Here is a 15,222-nt window from a genome sequence, read left to right as displayed (position 1 = left end):
CAGATCGGCGTCGGTGCCCCGATCCTGCTGGTCCTGCTGCGTATCCTGCAGGGGCTGTCCGCCGGCGGCGAGTGGGGAGGCGCGGCCCTGATGGCCGTCGAACATGCCCCACGCGAGAAGCGCGGCTGGTTCGGCGCCTACCCGCAGATCGGCGTCCCGCTCGGTCTGATCCTGGCGACGTCCTTCATGATGATCCTGACCACCACCATGTCCGAGGACGCCTTCCTGGACTGGGGCTGGCGTATCCCGTTCCTGTCCTCGATCGTCCTGATCCTCACCGGTTACCTGATCCGCCGTTCGGTGGATGAGTCCCCGGTATTCGTGGAGATGCAGGCGCGTCAGAAGGAGGCGTCCGCCCCGCTCGGCGAGCTGTTCCGCAAGCACTGGCGGTACGTGGCACTGGCCGCCCTGATCTTCGCCGGGACCAATGCGGTGGGCTACATGATCATCGCGTTCTTCTCGTCCTACGGCACCGCGCAATTGGGAATGACCAGGACGTCCACCCTGGTGGTGGCCCTGTGCGGCGGTGTGACCTGGCTGGTGTTCACCTTCTTCGGGGGATGGCTCTCCGACCGGATCGGACGGCGCGTGACCTTCATGGCCGGGTACGCCCTGCTGATCGTGTGGCTGATCCCGATGTGGGCCCTGATCGACACCGGGTCGACCAGCATGTTCATCCTGGCGGTCGTGATCCTCGGTATGGCGCTGGGTCCCTGCTACGCCCCGCAACCCGCCTTGTACGCCGAGATGTTTCCCGCGCATGTGCGGTACTCGGGCACGTCCATCGGCTACGCCATCGGTTCGATCCTCGGCGGTGCTTTCGCGCCGATGATCGCGCAGCTGCTGCTGGACACCACGGGCATGTCCTGGACAATCGGCTTCTACCTGGCGATCGTCTGTCTGATCTCCTTCATCGCCGCATGGGCTGTGCCGAAGTCCGTGGAGAAGGGCGATCTGCACGTGTAGTTTCACCGCTCCGCGGTGTCCGCACATGGTCGCGGGACCGGTTCCTTCTGCTTGCCGAACGAACGGTCGGTAACTAGTATGGCGTTGGTGTGCCACTGTGATGTGGCACACACACCAAGCCCTACCCTCACCTCCGCCCCCGACCTCCCGAGGAGCCCCCATGACTGCTGCAACCGCCCTGCCCACCACCTACGAGGAACTCCTTGCGGCGGTGAGCGCCCCCGCGGACACCGACGGAATCACGTCCCGGCCCGTCCGCGACCCCGCGACCGGCGAGCTGATCGGCCACGCGCCGGTGCAGGGCACGGACGCCCTCGAGGAGGCCGTCACCACCGCACGCGCCGCCCAGGAGGACTGGGCACAGCGTCCCGACTCCGAACGCGCCGACCTCCTCCTCAAGGCCGCAGACGCCCTGGAGGCCGTCGCCGAACCCCTGGCCGAGCTGCTCTCCCGCGAGCAGGGCAAGCCACTCAACGGCCCCAACGCCCGCTTCGAGGTCGGCGGCTGCCAGGGGTGGACCCGCACCGCCGCAACCACACCCCTGCCCGAGGAAGTGCTCGTCGACGACGGCGAGACCTACGCCACCCTGGCCTACAAGCCCGTCGGCGTGGTCGGGGCGATCGGCCCGTGGAACTGGCCGATGCTCATCTCCATCTGGCAGATCGCCCCGTCACTGCGCATGGGCAACACCGTGGTCCTCAAGCCGTCCGAGAACACCACCCTGTCCGTCCTTGCCATGTGCCACGTGATGAACCAGGTGCTCCCGTCCGGCCTGCTCACCGTCGTCGCCGGAGACCCCGGGGTCGGCGCGGCAATCCCCACCCACCCCGGCATCGACAAGGTCATGTTCACCGGCTCAATCGAGACGGGGAAGAAGATCGCCGAGTCGGCATCGTCCACCGTCAAGCGGCTCACCCTGGAGCTCGGCGGCAACGACGCCGGCATCGTCCTGGAGGACGCCTTCGGCACCGACACCTCCGACCCCGCCACCGTCGAAGCCAACGACAAGGTCGCCGAGGGGATCTTCTGGGGCGCGTTCATCAACACCGGGCAGACGTGCGCCGCACTCAAGCGCCTCTACGTCCCCGACTCCATCTACGACGTGGTCTGCGACTCCCTGGCCCGGGTCGCACAAAAGATGCCGATGGGCGTGGGACTGTCCGAGGACAACGTGCTGGGCCCCCTCCAGAACCAGAACCAGTTCGACATCGTCGACGACCTGGTGAAGAAGGCCGTCTCGTCCGGCGCCCGCGTCCTCCTCGGCGCCGACCCGGACTACGACGCCGCCGGGTACTTCTACCCCACCACCCTGATCGCCGACATCGACGGCGACAATCCCCTGGTCACAGAGGAACAGTTCGGACCGGCCCTGCCGATCATCCGCTACACCACCCTCGACGAGGCGATCGACGAGGCCAACCGGTTGGACGTTGGCCTGGGTTCCTCGGTGTGGTCCCCGGACCGGGCGAAGGCGCGCGAGGTCGCCCAGCGCGTGGAGGCGGGTACGACCTGGATCAACTCCCACGGCACCATCGACCCGCGCGTCCCCTTCGGCGGCATCAAGTCCTCCGGCTACGGCCTCGAGTTCGGCGCGGAAGGGCTCAAGCACGTCGCCGTCCCCCACGTGATCAACGGGTAGGGGCGGGCCATGGCAGACTCAGACACCACCGACTTCCTCGTCATCGGCGCCGGTTCCGCCGGCAACGTCCTGACCCGCCGTCTCCTTGACGCCGGACACACCGTGACCCTGGTCGAGGCCGGCGGGCAGGACACCAACCCCGACATCGACACCCTGAACACCCTCGGGCTCCTGTGGCACAGCGGGGAGGACTGGGACTACTGGTCCACCCCGCAGAAGGGAGCCCACGACCGACGGATCCACGTCCCCCGGGGCAAGGTCATGGGTGGTTCGCACGCCCTGAACGCCGCGATCTGGGTACGCGGGTCGAAGGCCGACTACGACGCCTGGGCCTACCTCGGCTGTGACGGCTGGGGATGGGAGGACGTCCTGCCCTTCTTCCGGAGGATCGAGGCCTTCGATGGCGGGGACTCCACCCTCCGGGGTGGGGACGGACCGCTCGACGTCCGCGGGAACTACCCGCACGCACCGGTCCAGGACTCCATCATCGAGGCCGCCCAACAGGCGGGTTTCCCGCTCAACGGGGACTACAACTCCGGCGACCCGGAGGGGGTGTCCCGTATGCAGCTCAACCTGCGCGACGGGGAACGCTTCAACACCTGGCGCGCTTACCTGAAGCCGGTGTCGGACTCGGAACGGCTGACCATCCTCACCGGCGCGCACGTGCACCGGGTCCTTCTGGACGGTTCGCAGGTCACCGGCGCTGAAGTCAGTGTTGACGGCACCCGCAGGACGCTCTCCGCGTCCACCGTGGTGCTGTGCGCCGGTGCCCTCGGCTCGCCCGAAATTCTGCTGCGCTCCGGTATCGGCCCCGCCTCCGAACTACGGGAGGTCGGGGTGGGGCCCGTGCACGACGTGCCCGGTGTGGGCAGGAACCTGCAGGACCACTTCCTCTCCCCGGTCATCTACACCACCGATGGGGACCACCCGATCGAGGTCTCCCCTGCCGCGCCGTGTGAATCCCACATGTGGGCGAGATCCGCGCCGGACAAAGCCCTGCCGGACACCCAGCCGATCTTCTTCTCCGTGCCGATGTACTCGCAGAACTACGGTCCCGGCGACGGAGGCGAGGAGATGACCGGCCCGGAGTCAGGCTTCAGCCTGCTCGGCGGGCTGGTACGCACCGCCAGTCGCGGGTCGGTGACACTCACGGGTCCCGGGGAGGACTCCCCCATCGCCGTCGACCTCGGGGCCCTGACCGAACAGGCTGACGTGGACGCCCTGGTGGAGTCCGTGAGGCACTGCCGTTCCATCGGCCGCCAGGACGCCCTGACGCAGTGGGGAGCCACCGAGATCTGGCCGGGGCCGGGCGTGCCCGACGACGACCGGGAGGCCCTGGAGAACTACGTCCGGGATTCGGTGGTCACCTACCACCACCAGGTCGGAACCTGCGCGATGGGGACCGGGCCGGATGCCGTGGTCGACCCACGGACTCTCGCTGTGCGGGGCCTGACCGGCCTACACATCGCGGATGCTTCGGTGATGCCGCTGATCCCGACGGGAAACACCAACGCCCCGTCCGTGATGATCGGTGAGCGCGCGGCGGAGATGCTGGCCTAGTCGTGGTCGTGCAGGACCCGGCGCCTCCGCACCGATTTGTGCCCTTCTTCTTCAGCTGAAAGGCCCAAACCGGTGCGATGCCGGTACGTGCCCGTCGACGGGTTGCCGTCGGCCACCGGACCCGTGACAGCTACACCGCCGGCCGGTTGTCCACCAGGCGCGTCGCCTTGCCCTCGCCGGTGTCCAGGTACTCCAGGACCTCGACCCCCGTTGAGATGCCGATGCGGTTCTTGATCTCGCGCGTCAGCCACGCCTCGGCGTCCTGCCGGTGGTTCGCGGCCAGGCCATCCACGGCCTCGACCTTGATCGTCAGGGTATCCAGGCGCCCCTTGCGGTCCAGCACGCACTGGTAGCGCGGACGCAGGTCGGTGTGCTCGGTGATGATCTCCTCGAACTGGGACGGGAAGCAGTTCACGCCGCGCAGGATGATCATGTCGTCGTTGCGGGCGAGGATCTTGTCGATCCGGCGCATCGACCGTGCCGTGCCGGGCAGCAACCGGGTCAGGTCGTGGGTGCGGTAGCGGATCACCGGGAACGCCTCCTTGGTCAGCGAGGTGATCACCAGCTCGCCGACCTCCCCGTCCGGCAGCGGGGTGCCGGTCTCGGGGTCGACGATCTCCGGGTAGAAGTGGTCCTCCCAGATCGTCAGGCCGTCGCGGCTCTCCACGCATTCCTGCGCCACGCCGGGACCCATGACCTCGGAGAGCCCGTAGATGTCGGTGGCGGTGATCCCCATGGTCTTCTCGAGTTCGTCCCGCATGCCGTCCGTCCACGGCTCGGCACCGAAGATGCCGGCGCGGATGGAGGTCCCGGAGGGGTCCATGCCCTCCTTCATCATGCGGTCGACGATGTTGAGCATGTAGGACGGAGTGCACATGATGCCGTCCGGCTCGAAGTCCCGGATGATCTGCACCTGGCGCTCGGTCATGCCACCGGAGGTGGGGATCGCCGTGGCGCCAAGCTTCTCCACGCCGTAGTGGACCCCGAGGCCACCGGTGAACAGGCCGTAGCCGAAGGCGACCTGGATCTTGTCCCCGGCGCGCATCCCGCCGGCGCTGAGCGACCGGGCGACGAGTTCCGACCAGACCTCGATGTCGCGGTGGGTGTAGCCCACCACGGTCGGCAGACCCGTGGTTCCGGAGGACGCGTGGACGCGGGCGATCTGTGACTGCGGGACGGCGAACATGCCGAAGGGGTAATTCTGCCGCAGGTCCTCCTTCTCGGTCATGGGGAAGTTCGCCAGGTCACCCATGTCGTGGAAGTCGTCGGGGTGGACGCCGAGGGCGTCGAAGGCCTTCCGGTAGTGGGGGACGTTGTAGTACACGTGCCGCAGCGTGGCTTTCGCCCGCTGGATCTGCAGGGCGGTGATCTCGTCCCGTGACGCGTACTCGATGCCCAGTTCGGGTCCGCCGCCAGTGACGCTGCTCGTGATCAGCGCAGTCATGCTCACCATCTTCTCTCGGAGTTGTCGTGCAGTTGCGGTCAATCTCGTCAACCACCCCAACCGTCCGAACGGTCGGTCGGTTTCCGTGGTGAGAGTTATCCTACACAAAACATGACCCTCGTCACGAATTAGGCGGAAATCCCCTGGAAAACGAGCTCGACAACATTGTCCTGCAGAGCCGCAACCCCCGACCTCCCATCGGTCCCCTCCGGGTTGAACCATTCCACCACCGAGTTGACCATCCCCAGCTGCAACCTGGCCTGGAGGCGTGCGTCGACGGACGCGCTGATCTCCCCCGCGTCCTGCGCCTTCACCATCAACTCCTCGACGAAGCGGGTCAGGTCGCGTCGGCGCTCCAGAGCGGCGATCTCCACGGCGGAGTTCCCCCGGAGGCGCAGCAGCAGGGCCACGTAGGGCCTGTCATCCACCGCGAGTCGCACCGACTCGCGCAGCAGGTACTCCAGCCGTTCCGACCATGTCCCCTGCACGGCCTCGCAACGCTCGCGGGCAGCCTCCAGGCCGGCCAGCGCCCGGTCGGACGCCACCTCGAGGATCTCCTCCTTGGACTGGACATGGTGGTAGATCCCGGCCTTGGATATCCCCAGTTCCTTGGCGAGCAAGCCCATGCTCGTTGCCTCGTACCCGCGGCGGTTGAACACGTCCACGCAGGTACGCAGCACTGTCTCCCGGTCGTAGGCATTGCGTCCGCGCTGTTCAACCACCATCGTCATGCTCCTCACATAGTCGTTCTTTCAGACTCTACTCATGGAGGCAACATACCGTGATGGCCGGAGAACCGGAGAAGGCACACGCTCGGCGGAATCACGGTTATTACCCGTGGGCTCAGCTCCAGGAAGCGGGACCCTCCGGCCTGCTGCGGTCCATCCAGAGGGTCACAAGCGCCCGGAAGAACCGGGAGATCCGTCCCCGCTTCTTCTGTGGCCGACCCTTCTCCCCCTCGAACGGCGAATTCGCGGGACGGCCGGTGTCCTCGGGAATCGAGGTGTCCGGGATCCAGTAGTGGCTCATCGTCCAACGGAACCACGGTCCACGCCCCCGGGCAACCCGGTTCCGCGGGTCATGCGGTCAGAAATGCCCGCGGAGGAACCCGTACGCGGGGTTCACCCCACCCGGCCCGCCGTAGCTGGTGGCATGCTCGTTCTGGCCGGGCAGAAGGGCGAACGGTACCTCCGCGGCGAGCCGCACGGCCTCGGCGGGCTTCATCGCCGCCACCGTGGCCACGTCCCGGTTCGCCACGGCAACCTCGGTGAAAGCCTCGGCGTGGCCCCGGGTGTTACTGGTCCGGTCAGTGGAGTTGCAGATGTAGTCACGGCTGTTGCACACGTCCATCACCCGGTCTTTCACGGCGCCGTACCCACCCGGCAGGGCCCCGAACACCCCCTGCCCTCCGCGCGCGCTTCCGCCCTGGACGGTCTCCGGACTGCGGTTGGGGTTCGACAGGAGCGCCGCGGCGCCGAACTTCCCCGCGTCGACCGGGCCGCGCCCCTGCCCGATATCAGCGGCCACGCGGGACGCGATGTCAGCACCCAGGGAATACCCGGCGAGGCTGATCGTGGAGGTCGGGCACTGCTCCACCGTGTGCGCGATCATCTGCCTGGTCTTCGCTATGCCGTCCGCCCGGGACTGTGTGTAGGGCGTCGACACGAACGGTGCGGCGTCATACGCCACCGTCCTGGAGGTGGACGTCCCGTAATTCTCCGCCCGTGCACCGATGTCGGACACGTATGCACCGACCGGGAAGTTATCCGGCAGACCGGGCATCGTGTTGCCTCCACCGGGTACGAGGATGACAATGTCCGACTCGCACCGCGGGATGTTCGGGGTCGCGGCCGTGCCGTTGGAGAACCCGAGGGCGGAGGCGGTCGGAGCGGCGAGCAGGGTCGTGGCGACCGCGGCCGAGGCGAGGACGGACATGCTGCGGAGAAGGCGGGACGGACGGAACAGGCGGAAGCGCACGGCAACTCCTGGGTTCGAATGGGACGGATCAGGTCGGTGAGGGGTTTTCGGTGGGCGCGCCCGGTGTCCCCGGGGCGAACAACGCTAGCAGTATAAACGCACCGGGATCCCGTCCACCACCGGAGCAGACCGACGGCGGCCTGTCCCCCGCCCCAACAGCGCACTGTTCCAGGTGTGGCGCTCCAGGGTGGAGTTCGGTGCCCAGACCACCCTGACGCGCCACACCCGTGACGTCCAGAGGCACTGCCCTGTTCCCGCCGGAGTGTGGGCAGGGAAGGTGCAGGGCTCCTTGACGAAACATGAAAAATCCCCCTGACCTGCCGTAACAAGTAGGGGGATCTTCATTCGCTGTGGAGCTGCCGGGAATTGAACCCGGGTCCTTCGCAACCTCGCCAGGGCTTCTCCGTGCGCAGTCCACCTCTATCCCTGCTCGGCTCTCCGGATCATGTGGACGTGCCCGGACGATGAGCCCAGTCGCTCTGGAATGTCCGCTGCTCGCCCGAACGACGGGACGGCAGCGTCGAGTCCCTTAGCTGATGCCAGGAACCGGGTCAGGGACATACCCGGGCTGACAGACACGCTTCGCTGCTTAGGCAGCGAGAGCGTAGTCGCGCTGAGTGTTCTTCTCGGCGCTTATGGGTTGCTGCGACGCTTACGGTGGTCTCCAGCCTGCACCGGCACGCTTCCCCTGGCTCGATGTACGAAGTCGAAACCTAATCAGCCCCGTGTGCCGTACATCCTGTCACCGGAAAGCTCGGATGGTGACAGGATCCTCAACGCTACCAGACCAGGGGATTATTCCCCCATCCGGCAGGTCCGCCCCCTGGCGGGTCCGGCTCCCGCCGACTAACCCTTGATCCCCTTGATCCGGCGGCCCAGTTCGCGGGTGGCCTCCCTCTCCTCGGTCCGGCGCTTGATGTCCTGGCGCTTGTCGTAGTCCTGCTTACCGGTGGCCAGCGCGAGCTCGACCTTCAGCCGACCGTCCACGAAGTAGAGCTGCAGCGGCACCAGGGTGTTGTTGCCGTCGCGGACCTTGCCCATCAGCGAGTCGATCTCACCGCGGTGCAGCAGCAGCTTCCGGACGCGCCGCGGGGAGTGGTTCGTCCATGACCCCTGCGTGTACTCGGGGATATGCAGGTTCCGCAGCCACACTTCACCGTCGTCGACGGTCGCGAAAGAGTCCCCGAGGGACGCTTTCCCGTCCCGCAGCGCCTTGACCTCGGTACCGACCAAGGCGATGCCGGCCTCGTAGGTGTCGAGGATGCGGTAGTTGTGGCGGGCCTTCCGGTTGGTGGCGACCACCAGCGGGCTGCCGCCCTTGCCACCGGTCTTGCCGGCCTTGGCCGCTTTCGCGCCCTTGTTCCGTCCGGAATCCACCGGTGTACTCTTCTTCGCCATAGCCCGGAGGAGTCTACCCGCTTATTTCTTCACGTACCAGCGTAGCGTGACCTGCGCGGTTATCCCGGAGACCAGCGCACCCGCAAGTACCACGAATGGGGCGACGAACCAGATGTCCCCACTGGTGATCCTGGCGATCAGGTTGGCGTCGTAGAGCGAGGCCAGTGCACTGTCCAGCAGTGTCTCCTTGCCGAGGATCAGCACGCCGACCGACAGCAGTGAACCGATCAGGGAAGCCAGGACGGCCTCCAGGATGAACGGGGCCTGGGTGTACCAGCGCGTGGCGCCGACCATGCGCATGATGCTGATCTCGTGACGCCGGGAGAACGCGGCGAGCTGGACCATGTTCATGATCAGGAACACGGCGGCAACGGCCTGCACCGCGGCGAGGACGAAGCTGGCGTTGCGGACGGAGTCGAGGTTCTTGGTGGCTCCTCGTAGGTCGTCGCCCTGGTCCACGACGGTGGCCACGCCCGGCATGTCGCTGATCTCGTCGATGGCGGAGGTGTCCAGCGGATCGGCGAGACGGACGTGCAGCGCTGCTGGGAAGGCGTCCGGCGAGGTCTGCTCCACGAGTTGCGGGTCGGACTGGCCGAACAGTTCCACGAAGCGCTCGTAACTCTGCTCCTTGTTGCGGTAGGTGACGGACTCCACGTCGGAATTGTCGTCCAGGGAACCCTGGACGTCCGCGCAGACCTCGGCGGAGCAGTCGAGGTCGGTTCCGGCGGCGTCGTCGTCGAGCTGCACCATCACCTCGATGCGGTCCAGGTAGAGGTCCTTGGTGTCGGCGGTCATGTTGGTGATCAGCACACCGGTGGCCAGCAGCGCCAGCGAGATCGCGGTGGTGATGATCATCGCCACGGTCATGGTGACGTTGCGGGTCAGGCCGGAGAGGGCTTCCTTGAGGACGAATCTGATCTTCATCGTGTTCTTCTCCCTTTCCTTGTGCCCTATCGCCCGACGCCGTAGACGCCGTGGGCGTCGTCGCGCACGAGTTTTCCGTTGTGCAGTTCGAGGACGCGGCGGCGCATCGAGTCGACGGCGACGTCGTCGTGGGTGCTCATCACGACGGTGGTGCCGCCGCGGTTGATGCGGTTGAGCAGGGCCATGATCTCCGCGGAGGTGTCCGGGTCGAGGTTGCCGGTGGGCTCGTCGGCGAGCAGGACGAGGGGACGGTTCACCGTGGCACGGGCGATCGCCACACGCTGCTGCTCACCGCCGGAGAGCTCGTCGGGCATGCGCAGTTCCTTGCCGGCGAGTCCGACCATGTCGAGCACCTCGGGGACATTCTTCTCGATGGCCTCCTTGCGGCGACCGGTGACCTCGAGGGCGAAGGCGACGTTGTCGCGGACGTTCTTCTTCGGCAGCAGGCGGAAGTCCTGGAAGACATAACCGATCTTCTGCCTCAGCAGCGGCGTCCTGCGCTTGGGGAGCTTGTTGACGTGGAAGTCGGCGACGTGGAGGTCACCGCTGTCCACCTCCTCCTCGCGGATCATCAACTGGAGGAAGGTCGACTTACCCGAGCCGCTGGGGCCGATGAGGAAGGCGAACTCGCCCTTCTCCACGGTCACCGAGATGTCCTGCAGCGCTGGGCGGGTCGAGGTCCGGTACGTCTTGCTGACCTTGTCGAAAGTGATCACGTCGCTACCGTACCCGAACTGTTGTGACAAAAGAAACGCATGTGACCTATGTGATTGATGTGAAAACCCTGCGGGCTCTCCACAGGCTTGGTAGTGTGCGCGCCCATGACCTCTTCCCCGACCACTCCGTCCGAGACCTCCCCACCCGAGGCGCCTCCCACGAAGAACCGGACACCGGGCATCCTCGGTGTCATCGAACGTCTCGGGAACCTCCTGCCGAACCCGTTCTGGCTGTTCATCTGCCTCGGGGGCGTCGTCCTGGTGCTCAGCTGGCTCGGCTCGCTGATCGGCATGTCCGCCGACGACCCCGAAACCGGCGAGACCATCGAGGTCACCAACCTCCTCAGTGTCGACGGCCTGCAGATGATGGTCTCGGACGCGGTCACGAACTTCACCGAGTTCCCGCCGCTCGGTGTGATCATCACCGTCATGCTCGGTGTCGCGGTGGCAGAGCACGCCGGACTGATCTCCGCCGCCGTGCGCGCGATGGTCGCCCGCACCGGTCCGAAGACGTTGACCTTCGTCGTCGCGCTGACCGCCGTCACCGGCTCCATCGCCTCGGACGCGATCTTCGTGATCATGATCCCGCTGGGCGCGATGGCCTTCAACGCGCTCGGACGCTCCCCCATCGTCGGCGCCATCGTCGCCTTCGCCGGTGCCGCCGGCGGATTCAACGCCTCACTGCTGCTCAACATCACCGACGTCCTGCTGTCCGGCATTTCGACCACCGCCGCGCAGATCGTGGACCCGGACTACGTGGTCAACCCGCTGTCGAACTACTTCTTCGTCATCGTGTCCTCCATCGTCCTGGCGATCATCATCACCCTGACGACCGAGCTGTTCATGGACAAGAAGATCCACCAGATCGTGAACCACGACGACGTCGACTACAGCCAGGTGAACTTCACCGATGATGAGGGCAAGGTCGTCTCCGACCTGAAACTCAAGGCCATCGAGAGCCGCGGACTGAAGATGGCCGGGCTTGCTTTCCTGGGAACCCTGGTTGTCTACTTCGCCCTGCTGTTCATCCCTGGCTCCCCGCTGCAGGGCGAGGGCGGCGCGGTCATGGAATCCCCGCTGATCACCAATATCGCCGTGCCGATCGCCCTGATCTTCTTCGCGCTCGGCGTGGTCTACGGCCTGACCGTGAAGTCGATCAAGAAGTCCACGGACATCCCCGATTTCATGGCCAGGGGCCTGCAGACGATGCTGCCGATCCTGGTGCTGTTCTTCGTCGTCGCCCAGTTCATCGCCTGGTTCGAGGCCTCCAATCTGGGTATCTGGGTGTCCATCAAGGGCTCCGACCTCCTCAACAGCTGGAATCTGCCGACGGTCCTCCTGTTCGCCGGCTTCGTGCTGATGGTGGCGTTCATCAACCTGATGATCACCTCGGGTTCCGCGCAGTGGGCCCTGATGGCGCCCGTTGTGGTGCCGATGATGATGTACATCGGGATCTCACCGGAGGTCACGCAGATGCTGTACCGCATCGGAGACTCCGCGACCGCGGTCGTGACGCCGATGAATCCCTACTTCGCGATGGCCTTCGCCTTCATCCTGCGTTACTACCGGAAGGCCGGGCTGGGCACGATCATGTCGATGACGATCCCCTACTGTCTGACGATCCTTGTCGGCTGGTTCCTGCTGTTCGTTGCCTGGTGGGCGCTCGGTATCCCGCTCGGTCCGGACGCACCGATGGAGTACCCGGCGTAATCCCTGGTCAGAGGTCAACTACCCGGTACTGCTGGCGCCCGTCCCGGTCACGGACCATCACTCCGAGGTCGCGGAGCTTGTGCAGGGCCTCCTCCGCGGCACCCGGTTGCTTGTCAGCCAGTGCCCGTCGCCGGGCGCGTAGCAGCTCCTCGACCTCCCCATCCTGCCGTCCGTCACCGTCGACCCAGGTGGTGAAGGCGTCCTCGAAGGGGTCGGACGTGTCGAGTGGCGGGTAGCCGTGAGCGTCCAGTGCCGCCCGCAGGCCGGGCACCATCTCGTCCTCCAACGGGCTGCGCAGCACCTCCCGGTCGCCGTCATCGATAAGGACGAGGGCCTTCTTCTCCGCGATGACATGCGCGATCCGGTCGCGTTTTATGAAGCGGTCCGCATCCTTGGTGTGGACGGTGAGCCCGTCCTCGGCGACGTCGATGGTGCCAGCGTCCTCCGTCCAGCTGGACGCGACGAGGAAGCCGCCGACCCCGCCCAGGATCGTGAGAACGGGGACGGCCCAGACGAACGGGAGTTCAGCGGCCAGCCTCAGGGGGCCAGGGGCATCGCCGATGAGTCCGAGGAGCCAGGCGACCACGGGGCCGACAATGAACGCTGCGACCAGTCCGATTGCCGCACCGCCTGCGGCGAAGATCGTCAGGTACTTGGACGGGATACCGACGGTGCTCATGGCTGTGCGCCATTCAGGTAGCCCAGGACAGTGCGACGCACCTCGGGGGCAGGATTGTGGCCGGGCTCCGCGTTCAGGAAGCAGGCATCCACGACGGTCAGGAGCCAGCCGGCGGTGTGGTCCGGGTCCAGGCCTGCATCGATCCGGCCCGCACCGATGCCTTTTCGGATCAGCTCGGCCAGGCCGGTTCTCTGCGTGATCGCCGCCTTCTCTGACGCTGCGATGAGCTCGGGGTCGTGACCCATGCGCCGCAGTGATTCGACGAGCATGCCGGCGGCGTAGGGGTAGGCGGCGTCGGCGGCAAGCGTCTCGACGATCTCGAGGATCGAGGCTAGTGGATCGGTGGTGTCCTGGTGCTCCCCGATCAGCTTCTCTGCCCTGGGGATGTCATCTTCAAACGGGGCGCGGAACAGGGAGGCCTTGTCCGGGAAGTAGTAGAAGATACTGGCCGGGCTGGTGCCGACCTCCTTCGCGACCTGGGCGACGCTGGTGTTCTCGAAGCCGTGCGTAGCAAAGAGCCGCGCAGCCGCCTCAGCGATCTCGGCCTTCTTCTGCGCAACCTTCTCGGGGTCGACCTTCCTGGCCATGACGTCCTCTTCTACTCACTCAATTAATTGACTGACCGATCAAACAATACCACACGACGAGCCACCACTACACCGACGACCAGTCCGACGATCGCCATGGCCGCGCTGATCAGGTACGGTTCCAGCCCGTCCGCCCCGCCGGTCGGACCGAACCCCAGACCGATGAACAGGGCAACGCCGAGCGCCCCGCCGAGTTGATCGGCGGCACGTTGCACTCCCGAAGCCGTCGCCGCGTCCTGCTCAGTCACCCCGCTGACCGCGATGTACTGCAGACCAACGAGCCCGAACCCCATACCACCGGCAATGAACACCATCGCCGGGAGCATCGTCCACGACCACACAGCCCCCACCGCGATCGCTGCCATACCGAGAGCCGCGAGCACCATGCCGACCTGCGCACATGCACGCGCACCCCACCGCTCGATCAGCCGTGGAACCACGACGGATGCCGCGACCAGACACACCGCCAACGGCACCAACGCCAACCCGGTCGCCATCGGGCTCAGCCCCATCCGGTCCTGCAACAGGAACGTGAACAGCAGGAAGGACGTCGACAGAGCCGCACTCAGCAACATCGTCGCCGCATTCGCGCCAAGGCGATTGCGATTGCGGAGGATTCCCGGAGGCAGCACGGGATTGATGGCCCTGCGTTCCACACCGATGAGCGAGATGGTGGCCAGTGCTGCTCCGATCAGCGCACTTACCGGCACCCACCAGGGTCGGATGCCCTCACCGGCCTCCACGACTCCGGCGACGAACAACAGTGGCGCGATCGTGAGCAGCACGGCACCGCGAACGTCGGTGGAGCCGGCAACCGGCTGGTCCTTCGCCTTGTCCTCCGCCGCATCCACGTCCGACGGGATGAGCCACAGAACTCCGACCAGGACCACCATGACGAACGGGACGCTGACCAGGAACACCCAGCGCCACCCGAGGAACTCGGTGATCACACCGGAGAGAACGAAGCCGAGGACAAGTCCACAACTCGCGACCGCCGCCCAGACTCCGAGCGCACGGGAGCGGAGGTGACCCTCCGGGAACATCAGCACGACGACGGACATCGCCGCCGGGGCGGCCAGCGCTTCACCGACACCCTGGGCGAGACGGGCGACGATCAGTGCCCCGAAGGACGGGGCGAGCCCCGCGAGCAACGAGGCAGTCCCGAAGATGAGGACACCGGCCAGCAGCATGCGGCGTCGTCCGAGGAGGTCACCGAGTCGTCCACCCAGCATCAGCAGACCACCCCCGGCGACCGTGTATCCGACAACGACCCAGGTCAGCTGACCAGGGCCTGCATCAAAGTGGCGGCCGATGGACGGCAGGGCGACGTTGACCACGGTCACGTCGACCGCGATGAGGAACTGGAGGAGGGAGAGGCTGGCGAGGATCAGCCAGCGTCGTGGATTAGAGAGGGATTGAGGATGTATAGGTCGTACAGCCCGTTGAGGCCGTGAAAACCGTTGAGGCCGTGAAAAAGGCATGCGAAAACTCCGTAGCTTGACGTGGAAATGAACTACTCAAGCGACGGTGGCGTCGATGTGTTGTGTTGGTGCCCCTCTGGACGCTCCGCCGCTAGGGCGTGTCTCCTAAACAGTAGTGATACGACATGTCACCGTGGGGAC

General features: G+C 66.1%; 14 protein-coding genes and 1 other RNA gene. 4 read left to right on the top strand and 11 right to left on the bottom strand.

Annotated features, from left to right (window positions below):
* The 3 genes from ACTIL2_RS13920 to ACTIL2_RS13910 all read left to right on the top strand — a co-directional run.
* Positions 1–966: MFS transporter (locus ACTIL2_RS13920; RefSeq protein WP_442338070.1), on the top strand; the 966-nt coding region annotated here is incomplete at its 5' end.
* A gap of 160 nt (positions 967–1,126) precedes the next feature.
* The gene (locus tag ACTIL2_RS13915; protein WP_442338069.1) at positions 1,127–2,605 is read left to right on the top strand and encodes an aldehyde dehydrogenase family protein; all 1,479 of its coding nucleotides are present in this window, start codon (positions 1,127–1,129) and stop codon (positions 2,603–2,605) included.
* A gap of 9 nt (positions 2,606–2,614) precedes the next feature.
* The gene (locus tag ACTIL2_RS13910) at positions 2,615–4,165 is read left to right on the top strand and encodes a GMC family oxidoreductase (RefSeq protein ID WP_442338068.1); all 1,551 of its coding nucleotides are present in this window, start codon (positions 2,615–2,617) and stop codon (positions 4,163–4,165) included.
* Between the two features lie 130 nt (positions 4,166–4,295).
* Here ACTIL2_RS13910 and ACTIL2_RS13905 read toward each other — a convergent pair whose 3' ends face one another.
* The 8 genes from ACTIL2_RS13905 to ftsE form a co-directional block, all read right to left on the bottom strand.
* Positions 4,296–5,609, bottom strand: a complete 1,314-nt coding sequence (locus ACTIL2_RS13905; protein ID WP_442338067.1) for an AMP-binding protein — start codon at positions 5,607–5,609, stop codon at positions 4,296–4,298.
* Positions 5,610–5,737: 128 nt separating this feature from the next.
* Positions 5,738–6,340 (bottom strand): TetR/AcrR family transcriptional regulator, encoded by a 603-nt coding sequence (locus ACTIL2_RS13900; protein WP_442338066.1) that lies wholly within the window; start codon positions 6,338–6,340, stop codon positions 5,738–5,740.
* 112 nt (positions 6,341–6,452) lie between these two features.
* A complete protein-coding gene (locus ACTIL2_RS13895) occupies positions 6,453–6,638 on the bottom strand; it encodes a hypothetical protein (protein WP_442338065.1) in 186 nt (61 codons plus the stop codon).
* A 57-nt stretch (positions 6,639–6,695) separates the two neighbouring features.
* Positions 6,696–7,586, bottom strand: a complete 891-nt coding sequence (locus tag ACTIL2_RS13890; RefSeq protein ID WP_442338064.1) for a cutinase family protein — start codon at positions 7,584–7,586, stop codon at positions 6,696–6,698.
* Positions 7,587–7,934: 348 nt separating this feature from the next.
* Positions 7,935–8,311: a transfer-messenger RNA gene (gene ssrA, locus ACTIL2_RS13885) on the bottom strand.
* 121 nt (positions 8,312–8,432) lie between these two features.
* Positions 8,433–8,984 carry an SsrA-binding protein SmpB gene (gene smpB, locus ACTIL2_RS13880; protein ID WP_442338063.1) on the bottom strand — a complete coding sequence of 184 codons (552 nt, stop codon included), beginning with the start codon at positions 8,982–8,984 and terminating at the stop codon, positions 8,433–8,435.
* A gap of 21 nt (positions 8,985–9,005) precedes the next feature.
* On the bottom strand, positions 9,006–9,908 hold the full coding sequence (gene ftsX, locus ACTIL2_RS13875; protein ID WP_442338062.1) for a permease-like cell division protein FtsX: 903 nt from the start codon (positions 9,906–9,908) through the stop codon (positions 9,006–9,008).
* 26 nt (positions 9,909–9,934) lie between these two features.
* Positions 9,935–10,624 carry a cell division ATP-binding protein FtsE gene (ftsE, locus tag ACTIL2_RS13870; RefSeq protein WP_442338061.1) on the bottom strand — a complete coding sequence of 230 codons (690 nt, stop codon included), beginning with the start codon at positions 10,622–10,624 and terminating at the stop codon, positions 9,935–9,937.
* Positions 10,625–10,729: 105 nt separating this feature from the next.
* Between ftsE and ACTIL2_RS13865 the strand changes: the two genes are divergently transcribed.
* Positions 10,730–12,334 carry an AbgT family transporter gene (locus tag ACTIL2_RS13865; protein WP_442338060.1) on the top strand — a complete coding sequence of 535 codons (1,605 nt, stop codon included), beginning with the start codon at positions 10,730–10,732 and terminating at the stop codon, positions 12,332–12,334.
* A gap of 7 nt (positions 12,335–12,341) precedes the next feature.
* Here the strand turns inward: ACTIL2_RS13865 and ACTIL2_RS13860 are convergent, their stop codons facing one another.
* From ACTIL2_RS13860 to ACTIL2_RS13850, 3 genes are read right to left on the bottom strand one after another with little or no spacing between them, the layout of a single operon-like run.
* The gene (locus ACTIL2_RS13860) at positions 12,342–13,013 is read right to left on the bottom strand and encodes a YqeB family protein (RefSeq protein ID WP_442338059.1); all 672 of its coding nucleotides are present in this window, start codon (positions 13,011–13,013) and stop codon (positions 12,342–12,344) included.
* Entirely contained in the window at positions 13,010–13,600 is a 591-nt protein-coding gene (locus ACTIL2_RS13855) for a TetR/AcrR family transcriptional regulator (protein ID WP_442338058.1), read from the bottom strand. The genes ACTIL2_RS13860 and ACTIL2_RS13855 overlap by 4 nt, the downstream gene beginning before the upstream one ends.
* A 23-nt stretch (positions 13,601–13,623) precedes the next feature.
* Positions 13,624–15,081, bottom strand: coding sequence for an MFS transporter (locus ACTIL2_RS13850; RefSeq protein WP_442338057.1), 1,458 nt, complete (start codon positions 15,079–15,081; stop codon positions 13,624–13,626).
* Between the last annotated feature and the right edge of the window lie 141 nt (positions 15,082–15,222).

Source organism: Corynebacterium sp., assembly GCF_052107835.1.
Lineage (GTDB): Bacteria > Actinomycetota > Actinomycetes > Mycobacteriales > Mycobacteriaceae > Corynebacterium.
Note: the sequence above shows the minus strand (reverse complement) of the source record. Positions and strands in the feature narration are given on the sequence as shown.

Bases quoted from the DNA above. Each gene is read 5' to 3' on its own strand.
- ACTIL2_RS13915 (WP_442338069.1), top strand. From the start codon at position 1,127: ATGACTGCTGCAACCGCCCTGCCCACCACCTACGAGGAACTCCTTGCG.
- ACTIL2_RS13910 (WP_442338068.1), top strand. From the start codon at position 2,615: ATGGCAGACTCAGACACCACCGACTTCCTCGTCATCGGCGCCGGTTCC.
- ACTIL2_RS13905 (WP_442338067.1), bottom strand. From the start codon at position 5,609: ATGACTGCGCTGATCACGAGCAGCGTCACTGGCGGCGGACCCGAACTG.
- ACTIL2_RS13900 (WP_442338066.1), bottom strand. From the start codon at position 6,340: ATGACGATGGTGGTTGAACAGCGCGGACGCAATGCCTACGACCGGGAG.
- ACTIL2_RS13895 (WP_442338065.1), bottom strand. From the start codon at position 6,638: ATGAGCCACTACTGGATCCCGGACACCTCGATTCCCGAGGACACCGGC.
- smpB (WP_442338063.1), bottom strand. From the start codon at position 8,984: ATGGCGAAGAAGAGTACACCGGTGGATTCCGGACGGAACAAGGGCGCG.
- ftsX (WP_442338062.1), bottom strand. From the start codon at position 9,908: ATGAAGATCAGATTCGTCCTCAAGGAAGCCCTCTCCGGCCTGACCCGC.
- ACTIL2_RS13865 (WP_442338060.1), top strand. From the start codon at position 10,730: ATGACCTCTTCCCCGACCACTCCGTCCGAGACCTCCCCACCCGAGGCG.
- ACTIL2_RS13860 (WP_442338059.1), bottom strand. From the start codon at position 13,013: ATGAGCACCGTCGGTATCCCGTCCAAGTACCTGACGATCTTCGCCGCA.
- ACTIL2_RS13855 (WP_442338058.1), bottom strand. From the start codon at position 13,600: ATGGCCAGGAAGGTCGACCCCGAGAAGGTTGCGCAGAAGAAGGCCGAG.
- ACTIL2_RS13850 (WP_442338057.1), bottom strand. From the start codon at position 15,081: ATGCCTTTTTCACGGCCTCAACGGTTTTCACGGCCTCAACGGGCTGTA.